The sequence below is a fragment of the Spiroplasma endosymbiont of Polydrusus formosus genome, from assembly GCF_964263245.1.
Lineage (GTDB): Bacteria > Bacillota_I > Bacilli_A > Mycoplasmatales > Mycoplasmataceae > Spiroplasma.
In genome coordinates, this window is the sequence record NZ_OZ181656.1 from 22,567 (window position 1) to 42,419 (window position 19,853).

Annotated in this window: 23 protein-coding genes and 1 pseudogene; 18 read left to right on the plus strand and 6 right to left on the minus strand. The window is 24.6% G+C overall.

The genetic code is table 4. The features are described from left to right. Positions 1–94 precede the first annotated feature (94 nt). The 5 genes from ACE38S_RS00090 (at position 95) to ACE38S_RS00110 (ending at position 5,478) form a co-directional block, all read left to right on the plus strand. Positions 95–220 carry a hypothetical protein gene (locus ACE38S_RS00090; protein ID WP_374695809.1) on the plus strand — a complete coding sequence of 42 codons (126 nt, stop codon included), beginning with the start codon at positions 95–97 and terminating at the stop codon, positions 218–220. A 13-nt stretch (positions 221–233) separates the two neighbouring features. Beyond that, positions 234–395, plus strand: a complete 162-nt coding sequence (locus tag ACE38S_RS00095; protein WP_374695810.1) for a hypothetical protein — start codon at positions 234–236, stop codon at positions 393–395. A 451-nt stretch (positions 396–846) separates the two neighbouring features. Beyond that, the gene (locus ACE38S_RS00100; RefSeq protein WP_374695811.1) at positions 847–2,415 is read left to right on the plus strand and encodes an ABC transporter ATP-binding protein; all 1,569 of its coding nucleotides are present in this window, start codon (positions 847–849) and stop codon (positions 2,413–2,415) included. Further along, positions 2,399–4,564: an ABC transporter permease subunit gene (locus tag ACE38S_RS00105; protein ID WP_374695812.1), complete on the plus strand. Its 2,166-nt coding sequence runs from the start codon at positions 2,399–2,401 to the stop codon at positions 4,562–4,564. The genes ACE38S_RS00100 and ACE38S_RS00105 overlap by 17 nt, the downstream gene beginning before the upstream one ends. Then, positions 4,564–5,478 (plus strand): ABC transporter permease, encoded by a 915-nt coding sequence (locus ACE38S_RS00110; protein ID WP_374695813.1) that lies wholly within the window; start codon positions 4,564–4,566, stop codon positions 5,476–5,478. Before ACE38S_RS00105 ends, ACE38S_RS00110 begins: the two co-directional genes overlap by 1 nt. A 422-nt stretch (positions 5,479–5,900) precedes the next feature. Here the strand turns inward: ACE38S_RS00110 and ACE38S_RS00115 are convergent, their stop codons facing one another. The 3 genes from ACE38S_RS00115 to ACE38S_RS00125 form a co-directional block, all read right to left on the minus strand. After that, positions 5,901–6,335, minus strand: coding sequence for a hypothetical protein (locus ACE38S_RS00115; RefSeq protein WP_374695814.1), 435 nt, complete (start codon positions 6,333–6,335; stop codon positions 5,901–5,903). Positions 6,336–6,486: 151 nt separating this feature from the next. After that, positions 6,487–6,735, minus strand: a complete 249-nt coding sequence (locus ACE38S_RS00120) for a hypothetical protein (RefSeq protein ID WP_374695815.1) — start codon at positions 6,733–6,735, stop codon at positions 6,487–6,489. A 131-nt stretch (positions 6,736–6,866) separates the two neighbouring features. Beyond that, positions 6,867–7,103, minus strand: a complete 237-nt coding sequence (locus ACE38S_RS00125; RefSeq protein WP_374695816.1) for a hypothetical protein — start codon at positions 7,101–7,103, stop codon at positions 6,867–6,869. 365 nt (positions 7,104–7,468) lie between these two features. On the opposite strand from ACE38S_RS00125, the gene ACE38S_RS00130 reads away from it, so the two are divergent. The 8 genes from ACE38S_RS00130 (at position 7,469) to ACE38S_RS00165 (ending at position 12,774) form a co-directional block, all read left to right on the plus strand. Next, on the plus strand, positions 7,469–7,891 hold the full coding sequence (locus tag ACE38S_RS00130) for a hypothetical protein (RefSeq protein WP_374695817.1): 423 nt from the start codon (positions 7,469–7,471) through the stop codon (positions 7,889–7,891). 136 nt (positions 7,892–8,027) lie between these two features. Further along, positions 8,028–8,288 (plus strand): hypothetical protein, encoded by a 261-nt coding sequence (locus ACE38S_RS00135; RefSeq protein ID WP_374695818.1) that lies wholly within the window; start codon positions 8,028–8,030, stop codon positions 8,286–8,288. A 591-nt stretch (positions 8,289–8,879) separates the two neighbouring features. Beyond that, a complete protein-coding gene (locus ACE38S_RS00140) occupies positions 8,880–9,026 on the plus strand; it encodes a hypothetical protein (RefSeq protein WP_374695819.1) in 147 nt (48 codons plus the stop codon). Positions 9,027–9,036: 10 nt separating this feature from the next. After that, positions 9,037–9,159, plus strand: coding sequence for a hypothetical protein (locus tag ACE38S_RS00145; RefSeq protein WP_374695820.1), 123 nt, complete (start codon positions 9,037–9,039; stop codon positions 9,157–9,159). 417 nt (positions 9,160–9,576) lie between these two features. Then, positions 9,577–9,909: a hypothetical protein gene (locus tag ACE38S_RS00150; RefSeq protein WP_374695821.1), complete on the plus strand. Its 333-nt coding sequence runs from the start codon at positions 9,577–9,579 to the stop codon at positions 9,907–9,909. A 1,114-nt stretch (positions 9,910–11,023) separates the two neighbouring features. Beyond that, complete coding sequence (locus ACE38S_RS00155; RefSeq protein ID WP_374695822.1) at positions 11,024–11,200, plus strand: hypothetical protein; 177 nt, start codon at positions 11,024–11,026, stop codon at positions 11,198–11,200. Between the two features lie 718 nt (positions 11,201–11,918). Continuing rightward, positions 11,919–12,152: a hypothetical protein gene (locus ACE38S_RS00160; protein ID WP_374695823.1), complete on the plus strand. Its 234-nt coding sequence runs from the start codon at positions 11,919–11,921 to the stop codon at positions 12,150–12,152. A 298-nt stretch (positions 12,153–12,450) separates the two neighbouring features. After that, positions 12,451–12,774, plus strand: coding sequence for a hypothetical protein (locus ACE38S_RS00165; RefSeq protein WP_374695824.1), 324 nt, complete (start codon positions 12,451–12,453; stop codon positions 12,772–12,774). A 321-nt stretch (positions 12,775–13,095) separates the two neighbouring features. On the opposite strand, the gene ACE38S_RS00170 is transcribed toward ACE38S_RS00165, so the two are convergent. The 3 genes and pseudogenes from ACE38S_RS00170 to ACE38S_RS00180 all read right to left on the minus strand — a co-directional run bounded on the left by ACE38S_RS00170 (position 13,096) and on the right by ACE38S_RS00180 (position 16,628). Then, a complete protein-coding gene (locus tag ACE38S_RS00170; protein ID WP_374695825.1) occupies positions 13,096–13,326 on the minus strand; it encodes a hypothetical protein in 231 nt (76 codons plus the stop codon). A gap of 875 nt (positions 13,327–14,201) precedes the next feature. Continuing rightward, a complete protein-coding gene (locus ACE38S_RS00175; protein ID WP_374695826.1) occupies positions 14,202–14,855 on the minus strand; it encodes a hypothetical protein in 654 nt (217 codons plus the stop codon). A gap of 843 nt (positions 14,856–15,698) precedes the next feature. Further along, positions 15,699–16,628, minus strand: a pseudogene (locus tag ACE38S_RS00180) (IS30 family transposase). A 244-nt stretch (positions 16,629–16,872) separates the two neighbouring features. Between ACE38S_RS00180 and ACE38S_RS00185 the strand changes: the two are divergent. The 5 genes from ACE38S_RS00185 (at position 16,873) to ACE38S_RS00205 (ending at position 18,279) form a co-directional block, all read left to right on the plus strand. Continuing rightward, positions 16,873–17,091, plus strand: coding sequence for a hypothetical protein (locus ACE38S_RS00185; RefSeq protein ID WP_374695827.1), 219 nt, complete (start codon positions 16,873–16,875; stop codon positions 17,089–17,091). Between the two features lie 41 nt (positions 17,092–17,132). Beyond that, the gene (locus tag ACE38S_RS00190) at positions 17,133–17,336 is read left to right on the plus strand and encodes a hypothetical protein (RefSeq protein WP_374695828.1); all 204 of its coding nucleotides are present in this window, start codon (positions 17,133–17,135) and stop codon (positions 17,334–17,336) included. A gap of 33 nt (positions 17,337–17,369) precedes the next feature. Beyond that, positions 17,370–17,807: a hypothetical protein gene (locus ACE38S_RS00195; protein WP_374695829.1), complete on the plus strand. Its 438-nt coding sequence runs from the start codon at positions 17,370–17,372 to the stop codon at positions 17,805–17,807. 87 nt (positions 17,808–17,894) lie between these two features. Further along, a complete protein-coding gene (locus ACE38S_RS00200) occupies positions 17,895–18,179 on the plus strand; it encodes a hypothetical protein (protein WP_374695830.1) in 285 nt (94 codons plus the stop codon). Beyond that, on the plus strand, positions 18,142–18,279 hold the full coding sequence (locus ACE38S_RS00205) for a hypothetical protein (RefSeq protein WP_374695831.1): 138 nt from the start codon (positions 18,142–18,144) through the stop codon (positions 18,277–18,279). The genes ACE38S_RS00200 and ACE38S_RS00205 overlap by 38 nt, the downstream gene beginning before the upstream one ends. Positions 18,280–19,853 lie beyond the last annotated feature (1,574 nt).

Consider the following 19,853-nt stretch of genomic DNA (forward strand, 5'->3'; position numbering starts at 1 on the left):
AATAATAACGGAGCTGTCTCAAACTATATGTTAGTATTTTTAGTAGCGTATGATATTTTTAATACAAATCATAAGTGATTGTAATTTCCTAAACTTGTTTAAGATTAATGATAGCGTTTTAAAACAAGTTCAGAAAATTAATCCAACAATAACAATGTTAGAAAAAATTGAAAAAGTACAAAATATTGTCAAAAATAATGAATCATGATTTTCGCAATAATTTTAAGTTCGGCATGGTAAAGATATTTCAGATTAATTACTTTTGCGTGGGGCAAAGTATTATTTTTCATGTTACCTGCTCACAAACGCAAGATAAGATTGACCGGATTAAATATAATAAATCAGCAGCTAAAATTATTGGTGTTGATATTGAACAATCGAAAATTTATGGTTAAGATATTATTGTCACAAGTGCCTTTTAAGAAATTACCACTTATATAGTGAAAGCTTTAAAGAATATTTATTATGATAAATGTGATTATCAATCTGATAATAATATGTGATATGATAGTAAGGTGACAAAAGAATGTTGAATTAATACTGATCAATCATTAATTTAACATCAGACTTGAACAGGAATTGAATAAACAAAATCAATTAATGAAGATACTGTTTATTTTATTAAAAATGAAACAGATGATGCCACTGTGACACCGTATTTGATAAAATTATTAAAAAAAGTATTGCAGGATGTTTATTATCACGGCATTTTCCCGATGCCACAAGTGACAAGCAAAAGCCTAACAATAACATTATCAAATACATGCAAAAGCGTTGATACCTTGAAAACTTATATTTTAAAAGCAATTTAAGCAGCTTTATAGAAGAAAGGACATATAATATAATATGGAAGAAAACAACAATGTGTATGCAATTGAAATGAATAAGATTACCAAGGTTTTTGGTGATTTAATCGTAAATGATAATATTACTTTAAAAGTTAAAAAAAAGGAAATTCATGCTTTAATTGGAGAAAATGGGGCCGGAAAATCAACATTAATGAGTATTCTATTCGGTTTGTATGAACCAACAAAAGGGGAAATTATTGTTAACGGGAAACCAGAATACATTAATAATCCAATTAAAGCCAATCAAATAGGAATCGGGATGGTTCATCAACATTTTAAACTAGTTGATATTTTTACTGTTTTAGACAATATTGCCTTAGGATATGAAGAACTAAAAGGAAATGTATTTTTAGATCGAACAAAAGAAGCTCGTGATATTGCACAAATTGCAATTAAATATAATTTACAAGTAGATTTTCGTGCTAAAATTACCAATATTTCTGTTGGAATGCAACAACGCGTTGAAATTTTAAAGATTTTATATCGGGGAGCTGATATTTTAGTTTTTGATGAACCAACTGCTGTTTTAACTCCACAGGAAATTGAAAGTTTATTTAAAATTATGTTAGATTTAAAAAAGGACGGAAAAACTATTATTTTTATTTCCCATAAATTAGATGAAGTTAAAAAAATTGCTGATTGGGCAACTGTTATTCGCCGCGGAAAAGTTATTGAAAATTTTGATGTCCAAGCTAAGAACGAAAAAGAAATTGCTGAAGCAATGGTTGGTCGTAATTTAGTTAAAATTAAAAATTATGGTCGAGCACCCCAACCAGAAGTATTGTTGAAAATTGAAAACTTATCTGTTAAGAAAAAAGGCTTAACAAACTTAATGACGTTAGATGACTTTAATTTAACTGTCCATGCTGGAGAAGTTGTTGCAATCGCAGGAGTCGAAGGAAACGGTCAAACAGAGTTAGTTAATGTCTTAACTGGATTAGATAAAGGGACATCGGGGGAGATAATTTTTAATGATATTAATGTCACAAAGAAAAGCATTTATGAACGTTATCAAAATGGTATGTCACATATTCCAGAAGATCGTCATAAACATGGTTTGATTTTAGAATTTAATGCCATTGATAATATTGTTTTACAAAATATTAATCAAAAACCATTTTCAAACTGTGGTTTTTTAAATAAAGGAGCAATCCAATTATATGCTCAACAGATTATTAATAAATATGATGTCCGTGGCGCAAATTCTGGATTTTCGATTACCCGAAGTTTATCTGGGGGTAACCAACAAAAATTAATTATTGGTCGAGAATTGTCGCGTCAACATAATATTTTAGTTGTTGTTCAACCAACAAGGGGATTAGATGTTGGAGCAATTGAATATATTCATAATAAAATTTTAAAAGAAAAAGCACAAGGGAAAGCGGTATTGTTAGTTTCATATGAACTAGAAGAAATTATGAGTTTAGCAGATCGCATTGTTATCTTACATAATGGTCGCATTAATGGTGAAGTTGTTGGAAATAAAGTTAAACGAGAAAAAATAGGTTTAATGATGGTAGGAAGATATCAACATAAAGGAATAAAAATTAATGAAAACACAAATTAAAAATTATGGGTGATTTTTAAATCAAAAAACAAAAATTTTCTTTCGTTCCAATGAATTTAAAACTAAAATGAATTATTTTAAAGCATCAATTTGTGCCATTATTGCTGGGACACTCATTAGTTTTATCATCATTGTAGCAAACGCATCAGATCCGTTATTATTTTTTAATTATGTTTTTCGATTAGCTTTTCATCCTTTATTGAAAGATCAAACATTAACTTATTGAGCAATTTATATTGTTGCGGGGTTAGCGGTTGCAGTTAGTTTTAAAGCAGGCCTATTTAATGTTGGAGTTCCTGGCCAAATGTTGATAGCGGGGAGTATGACAATTGTTTTAGGTTTAAAGAATCCCACAATTAGTCAGGGGGCCGGGGTGGTCGGATCCTTATTTATTTCAATACTTGTTGGAGCTGCTTTAGCCACTATTACAGGGGTTTTAAAGGCTTATTTCAATATTCATGAAGTAGTTTCCACAATTATGTTAAATTGAATTGTTTGATATGTCATGAGGTGAATATTTATGAATCCAGCTCATGGGATGTGGAATTCAAATCATAATTCAACAATTGATATTGTAACAACTGCCCCAAAATTTAATTTAATGTTGAATGGTCAAACATGAATTATTCCGTTTATTATTGCGATGTTATTATTAGGAATAATCATTTTTATTATGAATTATACGGTCCTGGGATTTCGCATTAAAGCGGTTGGAAAATCAAAAAATGCTTCGTTATATGCCGGAATCAATGTTAAAGCGTATACTATAATTTCAATGATCTTATCAGGAGGTTTATCGGGTGTTTTGGGAATGTTATATTATATGACCCAATCCACTGTTTTACAATTTACCACTGATGCCTTGCCTGTTGTTGGATTTGATGCGATTGCGGTTGCCTTAGTTGCTTTTACGAATGGGTTTTCCATTTTACCAATTGCCTTATTATGGGGAATTATTAAAACAGCAGCTTTACAAGCAACCCAACTACCTGATTTTCAAATGTCAAAACAAATGGGACAATTAATTTTTGGAATAATTATTTATATGACCGCCATTTCTGCTTTGTTTATTTATTTTAAACCAATCTTTTGATTACGACGTTGATGAAATATTCAACATCGTCCTGAATTAAAACAGGAGTATGATGAATATCACCATCAAATCAAAAATTATCAAAAACAAATTAAAGCGACAAATAAAGCATGCCGGATTAAAATTAAAGCATTAAAAAAAGTTGATAATAATAAGGAAGCAATCAAAGCCTATCGCAACGAAATTAACTATCAATTAACCTTATATGCCGGAAAAATTACCACTTTAAAAATAGAAATTCGTTTCTTTAAAAATTCAAAATATAAGGAAGCAGCATTAATTGGCCAACGAGGAATTAAAACAAGTTATAATTTAGCAACTTTTATTGCCCTTGGTTCAGCGCTTGATCATCTTGTCCAAGTAAGAAATGAGTATTTACTAAAAAAACAGGAAATTAGTTTTTTAAAAAACAATCACTATAAATCAGTGCGAAAAGCAAAAGGACAAGTTAAGCAAAAATTATCTCAATTTTATAATTTACCAAAAAAAGATTTATATATTAAATTAGTGCATTTGCAAAGTCAATATGGTGATTTAGTTTTAAATCAAGAAGAAGCAATTAAAAAATTGTGGGAAGATTATTATCTAGTTTATAATGAAATTCAACAAAAATATTTAAATGATTTTAAAACATTGCAAAAAAAAGAAGCAGTTGTTACAAAAAAATTAAATCAGGAAATTAACGCTTTAAAACGTTGTCAAAAACAAGAAATTCGTCAGTTTAAAGTGAAAAATTACCAAACAAAAAAAAACATTAAACACCAATTAAGAATAATTAATCGCCAGGTTAAAGTGGATGATAAGGTACAAAAAGAAGTGGTAATGTTGAAAAAAAATTTACAAACACAATTTAAAAAAATGCAACAACAGTTTAATGTTGAATATAGAGAAATGCGGGAAAAACATAAAACAAATATGCCACAATGAAAAAAGGAATTAAATCAAAAATTAGCGCATATTAGAAACGCTGTTTCGGAAGATAATAAAATCTTAAAAACAGAGTATCTTCGCTTAAAAAAAGCTTATCAAATGATAAAAAAAGGAGAGAAAAATTAATGGAAGCAATTTCACAATTATTTGCGAATGGTTCAGTCCTTTTTGCTGTATTATTAATTGCGGCGATGGCTGGTTTATATTCTGAACGAGCCGGAGTTGTTAATATTGCCATTGACGGAATTATGATTATTGGGGCATTAGTGCATTCCTTATTAGGAAAAGTATTATCTCAATATGGTAATTGAATGCAAATTATTGCTTTATTAGTTGCTGCAATTAGCGGGGGGGGGGGTGCCTTATTACACGGTTTTGCTTCAATTACTTTAAAAGCACAACAAGTAATTTCGGGAACAGCCTTAAATTTATTAGCAACTGGATTAGGATTATTTTTTGTAAGTATCCCCACCTTAACAACGGGAAATATGATTAAAACCGGTTTTAGTACAATCGGAATTGATTCGTACCAAATTGTTAATATTTTCTTAATTATTGCTATTGTTTTAGCCGGTTTTACCTTTGTTTTCTTCCACTTTACCAAAACAGGGATACATTATGTTGGTTGTGGGGAAAACCCAAATGCGGTTGATTCAGCCGGAATTAATGTTATTAGAACAAGATATAAAGCTGTGATTATTTCAGGATGTTTAGCGGGGTTGGCTGGCGCAATGTTTACCTATTATGTTTCAGGACAATTTCGTGGTGATGTTCAAGGACAAGGATATATTGCCTTAGCAATCATGATTTTTGGACAATGACGAATTCAATACATTACAGTAGGAGCTGTTTTATTTAGTTTTTTAATTGCTTTATCGGAAACATTATGACGTTTTACTGGTTGAAATATTGCCGAACCATCGAATCAATTATTAAAAATTCTCCCATTTGTCTTCGCGTTGATAACAATGGTTTCTTTTTCAAAATATTCGAAAGTTCCCAAAGCATCCTGTATTCCCTTTGACAAATCCTTACATTAAAAAACAACTATTGGTTGTTTTTTATTTTTTTTGTTTACATTTTTTATTTTTTCTTATAATTAAGATATTTTGATAATGTATTATGTAAAAAATAAGTGACTATGGTCTTATAAAAGATTATAGAATAAATTATAAAATTTAAAAAATTAGAACGCTTTAAGCGTTTCATTTACATTTTTATTTTAAATCAAACTGTTTTATTGTTAATATTTATCTCTTATATTTTTCATTTTTAGTATTTTTACACACTAAAAAATACCTTTTATTTAATTTACATTTTTAAAAGTAATAAATTAAAAACTAAATACTTAAATTTTGAACTTTAATAACTTTAACTAAATTATTTTTATTAACTACAATATTTTTTATTTCTTTATTATTTTTCATATTAGTTTCACTATTAGTTTTAATCATTGAAGCAGTTAATAAATTATTAAAAGTTCTTTACAATATATTTTGCTTCCTCTACCTTTAACACTTTTTACTTTGTGTGAAATATCACCCTCCATATGACAACCAATATTATTTCATAGTGTTTGATTTATGACTCTTTCTTCATTATTTTTAATTAATTTAATAGTTTTATTAAAAAAATCTAATTTAGCATCACTTATAAAGTATTTGCTATATTCTAATAATTGTAATAATTCTTCATATTTATCATTATAAAAATAATCAACGGCTTTATGATTTGTTTCTCTATTTTCCTTATTTTTATTTTGAAATGAATTTAATTTTTTAAATCTACTTTTAAGATGAATTTTATCTATTGTATGGTTAGTTTTATTTTTAGGAAAATATTTATACATAAAATTTTTAGTATTTTCAATTCATAATGCACCATCACCTAAAATCATAATTTCAATATTGGGGTGTCATGTTGTAATGAGTTTAAATTAAAGTAAATAATTTTATAAGAACTGGTTTTAAATTTGCCTCTTTTTTAAAGATAATCTGGAATATTATCCATTTCAAAAACACCTAATTTATTTGCAATTACAGGTCTTTTTAAAGTATATTTTTCTTCATCATATACAGAGTACTATGTATAGTAGATACTATCGTGTGTTTTTTTATCTTTTTTCTTCCTTGTTTTTTTGCATCTAACATTTTCAAATAAGTACTGTTCATTTGAATATATAAAGTATACGGAATATCTATTTTTTTATTAATTTTATTAACGTAATATTCTTTATATGTTTTTGCGTTTTTCATAATATTAAATATTGTCATTAAACTAATTTTTACATGTTCCATAGTATTTAAAATATCATTATATATTTTTTTATCAGTAATAAATTATAATATTTTTTTAACATCATTAGTTATTCTTTTTCATTTTTCAATTCCAACAATTAAATCTAAAAGAAAAACATATTCTTCTTTACCTATTTCTGGATTAATTTTAAAATATCTTCTTCTTTTAAAGTTATTTCTCCTTTTAAAATTATTACTGTTATTTCAATTTTGTTTTTTACTTTATATTCTTTTAAACTTTCATCATTCTTATAATTTTTAAAAATTAATTCATCATAATTTTCTAAATTTTGTTTAATCAAATTGATACTTTGTTTATCTAATAAAATATTAGAGTTGTTAAAAAAGTTTTCATCAATATTTATCATTTTTTACCTTTTTTTCCATAATTTAGGACTTTATTATAAAAAATAATAAAAATGCAAAAAAAAAAAAAAAGATAGTAATTTTTATTTATTATGTTACAATTTAATTGTTAATTATTAGCAAATTAATTTAACTGAAAAAAGTAAATTACTTTACTTTTTTTGTTTTGATGTAAAATGTAATTAATATAAAAGAACCACGATGGTTATTTTATATATTTCTATTTACCTTTTTATTTAATCATATTAAATCATATTTATTAAATAATAGTAACTTTAATATGCAAAAAGGAGTAAAAATGAAATAATTTAATCCAAAAACACAGCAAGTTTACGAACATTTGAGCGTAAAATAGAGCAGTTTTGACGTGATAAATTACTTATATAATATTTTTTTTTATTTATATACTTTGAATGATTTAACCAATAAATTCAACCTTTCTCGCAAGTTAAGATATGATAGTTACGCGAGTGAAAATATAATTTCTTTATTTGAAAAACAAGTTGATAAAATAGAAAGTGAACTTATTAAACAAATGGTTAAAACACCAGAAAGTACTAGGTTGTTATATTGACAGTGTGAATTTAATCATAAATATTCACTGCAAGAAAAAGAACTTGAAAAAGAATTAAACTTAAATAATCAACAACCAATAATTATTAATTTACAAACAGGTGTTAGAGATATTAAAAAAGTGATAATAATACTTAATCATTTTACTTATTTATTAGAAACTCCTTATTGGTTATTACAAAATAGTAGTATTGACAATAAATATCGCATTTACTAAAAAATATTAATTAGTTAATGAAATTAATCAAATTGGGACAGGATATAGCGGTAAGACTATTTCAAATATTAAAATGTTTGGTTAATTATTAAAAATTAGTTTATTAATTAAAGAGCCAATTTGTATAATTGCTAGTATGTATTGGAGTAAAGATTTAAAAGATAGTGTTTTTCAAAATATATGAAATATGTTAGATGAAAATAATATACCTTATAGTATTAATTTATCAAATTTTACTTTTACTTTATCAAATGATAGCAAAATATATTGTAAAGGTTTACATTCACAAAGTCGGAAAGAAAAATTAAAAACCTTTGCTAATTTGAATAAATATAAATTAGTTATTGATTGAAGAAAAGAATGTGACCAATTTCAAAAAAAAAAAAAAAAGATTTAAGTGATTTATAGTTTGTTATTAGTTGTTATAAAAATAAAATAACAATTAATACATGTAATCATGAAAGTTTAAAACGATATATTGTTGACTATTGTAATGAATTATTATCTTTTAATGAAGAAATAATTCATAGTAAATATGAAAAAATTAAATATATTAAAAAATAAAATATGAAAATTATTATTCATTATTCTAGTTGAAAACTTAATTATTAATTACCACAAGATAAAGTTAATGAGCGATTAAGATTGTAACAATTGGATATTGAAAGAACAAAAGTATGGAGTTGAGGATTGTCTGATAATGCTACTAGTCCAAAAGACATACCACTACTGCTAGTTTTTGATTATATAATATCATTTTTGATAAAAAAGCATATAAAATAGCAGAATATACTCATTCAAATGCTACACAGCAATTTAAAACTGAATTAGAACAAGTAAAAGATATTTTATAGTTTTTTATAACAATCAATTAAATCAATACTTTAATTTAATACAATAAGGAATATCAATTAATGTTGACAACAGTTCTTATTCAACATTACAAAGTTTAAATCAAAAGAAATATAATTACTCTTTTGGGCAATATATGACATTTAAACCAGCACAAAAACAGAAATTTAAAATAAGATATCGTATTGAAACATTTACAATGTTGATAAATACAAACCAATTAAAATGATTATGAGAAAAATGTTCTGTAAGTAAAACACAATATAAATTAATTAAATGATAAGATAAATCAAATGCCAGAGAAGAAAAATACTAGACACTTATATGGTGATATATTTGATAGTGATTTTTATACTTTACATTTTGAATTAATATCAATGGTTAAACATAATAGTTCAGCAGATTATAAATTATAACAACAAAGGGATTAAATAACTTAATTTAAAAAAGATATTTATGTAATATATGATGAGAGTGTAACAAATGCAAAAGACCATATATATCTGTTTGCGGACAAGTTAAAAAAGACTTTGTCAATAATTAAAAAAAGATAATATCGCAATATGTAAATTAAATTTATATAACAAATATATTAAAAAATATCAAAAAATTAAAGTATGTGTACAAGTTTTATCAAATGAGCCAAATTTATTAACAGTAAATATTATTAATTATGCATTTATCTTAAAATTAAAGAAGAAAAATAACCATGAATAATACTTTCCTTATTTTATAAAACTTAAATGATATTAATAGTGTTTTAAAATTTTATAATTATGATTGAACAATTAATTTAGCAAATATTATTACTAGCCATCAAACGCGATTAATAAATGGTAAAGATATTTTATTTAAGTCTCCATCGTAAAGACATTTTAGAAAAATTAAATTGATGATATGAAACTTATAAAATAAAAAAATTAGATAAAAATGAGTTAACAGCAAGTTTAATGAGTAAAACTATTTTTGGTTTATTAGAAAATAGTGATGGAAATATTGATTTATTAATCAACCATTTTAACTTCATATCACGCGTAAGTAAAATAAATGAAATTGAACAAGATGCTGATATTTGATTAAATTATCATAAACCAGATAGTGGTTTTATTTTAAATTTAATTTGTACCAAAGATAAAATAGTTATTAAGGGTTGACCTAAAAAATAACGATGTAGTTGTTGGGCAAAGTAAAACACAAATTAAAGATAATATTAGACCTGTTTTAGTTCGATAATTTAAAAATAAATTAGGTATAGTACCTTTTCTGAGAAAAGATAAATGAACCTAATCCTTTATTTTTATTAACTTCAACTACATTAAACCCTTGATCTACAATGGCAAATTGTTATAAATTACAATTTGATTTAGAAGATAATTTTAATATTAAATCGAAAGAAAGATGAGCATATCGTACACGCATTGATATGGTCAATTAGATGATAGTTTACTTGCTACTTATAATATGGGAAATAAAAATATCATCAAAATATTTTTGATGATATTTTTATTCAATCAAGTCAAACGGCATTAGATGAGACATCATCACAATATTTACAAGTAGTATAACAATATACACCAAAATTATAAACATATATCGAAGATCAAAAATCAATTATTGAACAAAAAAAATATATTTAGCATGTCATTTTTATAGTCCATTTGACGATAAATCAGATGGTGATCAAAATAAAACCCAATCATTATTAACTTAAAAACAAAAGACTTAGAAAAACAAGCCTATTTACAAGCATACCGTAAGCAATATTATACTAAAATGTTTGGTACTGTTTTAAAATATTATGGTTTATGAGATGGCACAGGCGAACGTCCTTATGGTTTTGATTTATTAGTGCTAGTTTAGTTGACCAAATGTGACAAAATTAATTAATTACTGCTAGATTAGATAATGGTACAATGGAACCAATAAGAGCCATAATTGAATATGACAACATCGATGAATTAGAAGCAACAAAATATTTTGAAAAAATAGAGGCATAACAAGATAAAATGCAAGCCAAAGAGATCGAACATAATAATAAATTAATGTAATATGATGAAATTGGTAATAATCAAAATGCTTTACAAGGTAGAACAGAAATTAAGGATAATTAAAAAATGAGTAGAATTAATCCAGGGATTATAGAATAATTAAGAAGACAGGCCACGATACTTTAATAAATATAAGAGAAAACATAAAAAATAATGGACATTGAAATGGTATTTTCTTTTAATGTTTATAGTTCGTATATCCCCGATAATAAAACAAGTTGAAAACCTAATAATGTTAAAACCAAGTAATTACGGTATTTATTCACGAATATTTGATAATACGGAAAGTACGATTGTTAAATGACAAAATAGTTTAAAAATAGTACAAAAATATAAAGGCGAAGAAATTAACATCTTAACAATTGATGATTTTAGTAAACAACCAATTAACTCAATTATGATCAAATAACAAGATACTTTTTGTTATAAAATTAAAAGATGAAAATAGCAATGTTTATTGAAAATTAATTGATGGTGAAAACATTTATGATATTAATATAATGTTATATTTATTAAATAAATATAAATTAAGTTATTTTATGAATAATGATAATAAAACTGATAATTTTTATACGAAAGAGGTTAAGGTTGGGTAAATATTGAGATGCTTATATGGTTGATGATAAAAGTTCAATTCAATTTGTGAAAGCTAAATTTTAACAAGTATTTACCAAGCAATCAACCGAAAGACAATACACTTTATTAAGTTTAGATGAAGATACAAGTAAATTAAATATTAATGATTATTATAATTTTTATAATTGTATTTAATGACCGTGGTTTAAATATTGGTGGTGGTGATATTAATTATGCACCCCAAGATAGACAATGATTATATATATCAAATGTTATTAATTATTATTAACCTTATGATGGTAGTTTTTTATGACAAGAAAATACTTTTTCAAGTATTAATAACAAAATTAGTAATAGTGGTTTATCGGTGCAACAATTTATTAAAACATCAGGCGCCCCCGGGAAGGTTATTGTTTTCCTAAAATAACTTATGATGAAAAACTAAATAAAGGCATTGTTAAATTAGATGAGATTTTATTTAAAGATCCCGGCGTTAGATCAATGACGGTTAAATTTTATGGGTAATCCGATCTTTTTTAATATGCCAGTTATTGATCGACCAATTATTAAAAGGTCAATTTAATCAAAAAGTAATTAATTATTGTGATTTATTAATGTATAGAATGTATCATTCTTGTCCACACGACAAAGTAAATACTTATGCTTCACCCAAAGTAAGTTTATATAACATTCAAGGGATTCAACCAATTATGATAACTGGTTATAAAGATTGAAAAACAGATACGGAGAGTAAATATGACTTTTTAAATCAAAAAAATAGTTAAATTATTGTTATAACTGATAAAACAAATTCAACAGCAACAAATCCCACTGTTGGCACAATTATTCATACAGAAGATAAGGATTCTAAATTTTATTGATCAAAAGATTGAAAAATAACACCACCAAACAAAATAAAAACAAACGGTGGTATAGTTGACAATATTATTAGTACTCAAGCATCATTGTATTTTAGAAGAAAAGATGAATTTGATAATACAGTTGATCAAGTTCAAATTGAATATAATAAAATGGGTGCATGTAATGTTTGGGATATTTTTTAAATATGAATAATTTTATTAATTGCTTAAGTTAACTGTATTATCTTTAAACTATACTCAAAAATTAGTATTTAATCCTTTTACAATAACCGGTGGAGTTGGTAAATTCTTAAACTTTATTTCATTTGGTATTCAATGATGATGAGTAATTAATAAAGATGAAAAAACTTGACCTAATTTTCAATGACTTAGTGGTTTTGTAAATGCTAATATTTATAATTTTTATAATGATGCTTTTTGATCTGAAAACTCAAAAGGTAAAGGCTATTTACCATTTGAAATATTTAGAGAACAAGGTAATATGATAAAGTTGGTGTTATTTTTGGAGCAAATGCTACTAGCCTAGGGTTTACTACTTTATTAACTGATAAATTAGTAAGTACTGTTTTAACTAAGGATGGTAAAACAACAAACAATATAGTTTATTAAACATATAATCTAAAACAATTAAACAAAAAACTAACCAAGTTTATCTAATTAATGAACGTACAAAAGCATTATATGCACAAGCACCCGTTGGTGATAGTGAAAAAGATAATTAATGCGAATTCTTACAAACACCAGATGGTACAAATTGTAGTTATATAATTGATATTTTTTCAATATACTATCCGTTTCACTGGTGGTAAGCGGTGGCGGTATATTATTAAATAATAGACAGTTGTTTTTATAAGGTAAAGCCAGAGAATTCTCTCTTCATCCGCGCCATTTCAGGTCAAAACGTTCAGTTTTTAAAATAAATTCACTTGCACTTTAAAGAGCCTGGTGCTGGCTTTGTGGTTTTTAAAACTGCTGCCACTTCTAAAAAGTAATATCTATCGCCAAATTTATTTATAAAGTTATCATCTCAATATTTATTGTGGTTTGATGTTGACCTTGCACTTATTACAACTATCACTTAGTTCTAATAAACTATCGTCGATTTACATATATTTCCTAATACACTATTTCAGCACTTGCATCGGGGCTGGCTGTGGGAATGAGTTTAAATTCATGTTCTTATGGAAGCACTTAATTATTTAAAATAACTGCCCAAAATTCATTAAATTGTTTTATAAAATCAAAGTTTAAAAGAACCAGTTTCTCAATCAAAGATAATTTTTGAATTTTCTAGTTTCTGATAAAATAGCTTTTGTTTTTTATCTTTTGTCTGATTTAATAAATCTTTATTTTTTTCACAAGTTCATAAAACTTTATTTAATGAAAACTTTTGGTAATTATTATTGATATTGATTTATAGCAATCATTAACACCACAAATTTGTTGTTGTTTAATTATTATTACCTCTTTTAAAGGATTTGTTTTATTTAAAAAAAAAACAAATCCTTTAAAAATAGTTGTTTTTTCCTATCTTATCCTTTATTATACAATTTATTAATTAATTTTTATTACTAATTATTAGCAATTGGATTCGACACTAATATGACAACCCCACAAACCGCGGAATTAATTGCCAAGAAGTTTTTATAAAAATTAACAAATACTGATCTTATTATTTTAATTGTGATTGATACTGACCAAACTTATTTATTTAATGTCTTGAAACATAACGACAAAACTTTACCATTGGATAATATTAAATTTATTTTTTAAAAAATTCACCGATTTTATAGACTAATTTAATAACAAAAGTGTTGATTATTATTAATGATCGTCGCAAAATGTATATCCACCAAATTATTTATAATCATTTATTTATTATTTTCAATGAAATTTTAACAATGATTAATTTAAAAATACTCAGTAATTACTGAGTATTTTTAAATGGTAAGATTATCATTTGTTGTGGTCAACATCTCAATTTTCTAAGACCGTATGGTTAATAAAACGAGTCATTCATTCATCACTATCAGGACCAGTTTGTAAGTTTCCAATTTCCTTTGTTTCAAAACCAACATATTTACCATTTTTAACATAAACATAAGTTGGTGTTCCGTTTAATCCTAATGAATCAATGGTAATTGTTTTATCAATCTCACCATTAATTTTATGGGCATTTTGTTCTTGAGTAACAATTCAATCCCCAATTTTAATTGCTCATTTTTCTTTTCAAACACCATTATAATTTTTAGCATTTTCGGTAATAATTAAACGGGTATTTTTAATTTTTTCTTGTTCTTCCGTGCTAATAGGATAAGTTTTTAAGGAAAATTGTTGACCAAAATCACCAGCTAAATATTTATCATATTTATTATTTCCATAACCATTTTTATTATATAAATCAGCAATTGTTGTGCTAATTGTATTTTCACAGTTAATACAATTTTGGGCGGAAACCATAAAAATAAAACTTTCGTTATTTTTTACACTATTCATAAACTCATTATAATAAGCCACATTACTATTTGAACAAGCTATTAAGCTTGTTTTTGATGCTGATACAATTATTAATGCCGCCAATGTGCTAATGCTAAGCAGTTTTTTCATTTCTATTCCCCCTAATAATTATTTTATATATGATTGTCTATTTATAACTATACATTATTTTTAACTTTTTTAAATAAAAATCTAAATTATTATTATTAAGTGATGGTGAAAAACAAATTAAAAAAATTTACAAAGCAATAAAAGAAAAATATAAAAATAATACTGTATCATCTAGTTTAGATATATTTTATTTAGTAAAAAAATTTAAATAATTATTTCCAAATTGTAAGAAAAATCGAATTCATAAATTAAATTATAAAATAATAAAAATATATTTTTTACCGGAAATTATGAAGCATTATTAGATTTTTTAATGTGCTATTTACCTTATGTTACTGACAATAAAAAAAATTTTTATTATAAACTATTGAATTAATTAAAAATAATAAAGAAGGAATTTAAAATCAAGCGTTATAATATAATATTGGTTGTTACACAGAAAGTGTTATACCACACTATACTAAGACTGTTAAAAGGTGTGGCACAAAAATATATTGTAAAGAAACATTTATTAATATGTTAATTGCTTCAATGCCAAGACTTATTGTAACCTATCAAAAAATTATTTTTTAGTGTGCCAAAATTAATAAATTTATAAATTATTTCTTAAATTAAAAATTAGTCGCATAAAAAAATAAGAGTTTTTATTTTTAAATTTTATTTAATTGGCGTTGTGTAGATACAAACAGCAAATTTATATATTGTTTAGTTAATAATAAAATATTTTTAATAAATTGCAAACATTTTTTAAAAAAAGAAAAAAATAAATTTTTGTAATTTCATATTATTTTAAATATATTTAAGCACGCTAAAAATAATTTATTAGTTTTTAAAATTAATAAATTATTTAATATTTTGTAAAAACATTGCCTTTACACTTATTCAATTCAAATACGATTGAATTTTATCATTTATAACATTAACTACTAAATCTATCATTTTTTTACTAACATTATTAAAATATGTTCCTTTAGGAAATCAATGTCTAATATATCTATTAATTATTTCAACTAGTGGTTTTTGAATAGGTGTTCCATCATCACAAAAACAAACATAGTACAAGCAATTTTTTTATTTCTTTTCAGTTACTAAATTATTTGCCTCAATCTGTTATTATTCCTTTAATTTTCCCAATTAAATTATTACTTATAACAATATCTTTAAATTTTGTTACAACTTCATTAGCAGTATGATTTTTAAATTTCACTGCAAAGTAATTATTACTTGATCGTTCAACTAATACCAAACACAAACTATATTAATGATCTTTATCAATCGCTATATACATTTGAAATCAACCAACAATATAAACTTTATTTTTAAAATCTCAAATTGATTTAAAATTAATTAATTTTCCACAATTATCAGGTTTTTGTTTTATTTTATATTTTTTACCATGATGGAACGAATTTTCTTTTCTTAACCCTAATTTTCCTAAGCGGATTCATTTATATAATGTTTTAACATAAGCAGAAAATTTGACACCAAATTCTATAAAATAACGATAAATCAATTGTTCGGGTGTATCGTGGTATTTATTAAATCTTGTTTTAATAAAATCTAACTGCTTTTTTGTAAATTCAGGTATTTTTTAAATACATTTTTTACGCTTTTGTTTATAATCTTTGTGAACATCTGATGGCTTATAATCTTCTATTTTTTTAAATTGCTTAATTTCTCTTTTAACAGTATTAATCTCGCGATCCATTTGTATTGCTATTTCAGACAAATTAACCGTACCATTTTTCTTTTACAAGCATCAGATAACAATAAATCCTTAAAAAATCTTCGTTCATCAAATTTTACATGTGTATAATTTTTTCATTTTTATACAAATTATCTTCATTTTTTCTTATAATGTATTATATATACAATAAAAAGATTAATAAATATGCAATAATTTAGTAAAGTTAACAATAAAAAACGAGTTAATAATTATTAACATTTAAATAAAAAATATAATTGCAATTTTAGTGACTATAATTTTGGTTTTGATTGAAAAATATTTAAAGATTTTGTGAGTGATAGTTATGCTCGATATTTTACTTCACCCTGTTTTTTTAAATTTGTTTCAGTTGGACGCGGGACTAATAAAACGCGGAATCATCTAGCGGAAAAATTATTTTTTGCTTGTAATTTTACCGATGATTCGTTGATCATTTTACGAAGATACACCAATACCCACGAAGAGATACGACATTTTGTGATACCATTTTTTTTAATGTCTGTTATATAATTACTTATATGATAAATATGGGGTTGATATCGAACCTGATAATGGAAACGGGGGTTAATTTTTGACCGAAAAATGTTAAAGAGGGTGGTGAAATTGTTTTTCCTAGTGGTATTCGCATTACTTTTGCGGGATATGCGAATGGCAATAAAATTATGGGGAAAGTCGGGAAAGGCAGTGGTATTATCTCAGCTTGAACTGATGAAATGATCCATGCCGAAGAAAAAGAAATCTTAACTGATAAATAACTCGATAAAAGATATAATAATTTAAGATTTTCAATGTTTCGTTCTAAAAATTTAAAAGTGTCTTATGAAAAATATACTGATGAAAATGGCAACGAACAATATAATTTAGATAATCCTATTCCTATCAAAGAATTATCTTGGACATTTCAAGAATGAAATAACACAGCAAAACAATATAAAACCGTAACAACATATTTTCATAAAACATATGCTAACCAATTTACTTTTAATCCTTTTGATAAATACCATGTCTTTTATGAAAAATTTGTCACGCCGTATTTACCGTTAAATGAACGAATAAAAACGCTTTTAAAAGAACACAATCAAGTATATTCCGAAAATAACCAAGCATTTAATGGTTTAGGTGTTTTTAATTTGCGTTTAACAATGGGGGCTGTTTGAAACAAAATTCCGGATATTCTTCAAAAACTTGTTTTAGCAAATAAAGAAGAACGTCCCGATTTATTTTAATTAGAATATTATGGTTTTGAATATAACGATAATGACCCGAGCATTTATGTTTTACGAAATTATCGTAAATATATCCAATAATATAACTTGCAAGATTTTTATAATTCAAATACAAAGCATTATCAATTTGATAGCTATGCAATTGGTGTTGATTATGCTAATGGTGGTGTTGATCATACGGTATTTTTATTTAGTGGTTATAAAATTAATGAAAATAATGAATATGATCAGTATTTAATTGTCGAAAACGTTATTACCCCCAAAAACATCATTAATTTAAATGAAATAGTCGAATATTACGGCCAATGAATAATTAATACTTTTGATAAATTTGATGGATTTGAAGCTTACCACATTTCATTATGATATTAATGCCCACGACTTTATGCAAAAATTACAAGAAGATATTGCCCCTTATTTAGGTTATAAAATTAAAATGTTTAAAGCCAAAAAAACACCAAACATCACTTAATAAAGAAGCAGGGATAATCAATCGTGTAATATGAATAAGAAAAATGTTTGTGCAAAGCAAAATCTATGGCATGTTAGATAACTTCCCATTTTTAGATAAGTGTGTAAGTGAATTAAGGTTTAGCGATAGAAAAACAAACACCCGATAGTAAAAAATGTACCATGACCATATAATGCTTTGTTTTATGGTTCTTATCCGTATCGTTTTAAAATGGGATTATAACTATTTTGTTTTTGGGCGAGCGGTTGATTTTATTAAATTTTTGTGATAAAGTGACTCACAGGTTAAAAAAGTTTTGAGATTCTTTCAAACAAATTTGGGAACCTTTAATAAAATTCTTCGCTTAACGCTTAGAATTTTTCCCAAGGATTTTGAAAATGATTGCAAAAATTTTTTTAAACTTTAAAGCATTTTTCGCAAACTATAGAAAATCCCGCGAGCCCAGATTTAATACAATATAATCACAAATAATAATCATTTAAATAACTTCCTTTCTCAAATATGCTTAAAAATTGCTTATATATATATATATATATATAATGTCAATAGATCTTGATAAAAAGTTTCAAGATAAAGAAAGGAAATTATACAAAATGAAAAAACTTTTAAATTTATTAAGTATATTAACCATTACCATAACTAGTATGCCCAATGTTATTGCTAAAAGTAATTATAAAAAAGAAGAAAAATTAGAAAATACTAAACAATAATTATCATTAAATGATTATTTAGAATTTAATGATAATTATATTGAAAAAATAATTGAAAAAAGTAATGTTTTTGTTATTGATAGTAAAGATAATGTTTATTTTTATTCTAAAAAATGAATTTTTTTATTAAAAAAAGAAAAAAACACCGATTAAAATTACTGAAATCTCTAATAATATTATTATGTTAAAAATTAATAATAAAAATATCCTATATTTTACAACTAATAATAATATTTATGTTTTAAAATCTAGGGAAACAACAGCAGAAAAAATAAAAGGAATATAATTAAGTTAGCCAAATTATATTAATAAAATCGAAGTAGATAATAAAAATAATATTTATGTTGCAGAAGAAAAAAGAATATATGAATTTTAAAACAAAGAGAAATAACTGCAACATAAATATTACAATTACCCAATTATATTGAATTTATTATAGTAGATAATGAAAATGATGATATTTACTTTGATAATGGTAAAGTTGAAATATATATAATGAAAATTAATGACTTAAAATCAATAAGAAAAATATTTAACAATTTTTCTTTTATTCATAAAAATAAAAATAATATTTATTTTCATAATAAAAATAATCTATATGTTTTAAAGAAAAAACCAATAATATCAAAATTAAAAAAATATTAGATAGTTTTTTCAATTGCAATTAATTCTAAAAATAATATTTTTTTATTATCATATAATATATCATATTTATTTCTACCCGATAATAATATTTTTCAAGAAATAAAATGAATAAACGGTATTGCAACTTCTATATTTATTGATAAAAATGATAATATTTATTTTGGAATAATTAATAATGGGGCCTATTTATTAAAAACAAATGAAATTACAGCAACAAAA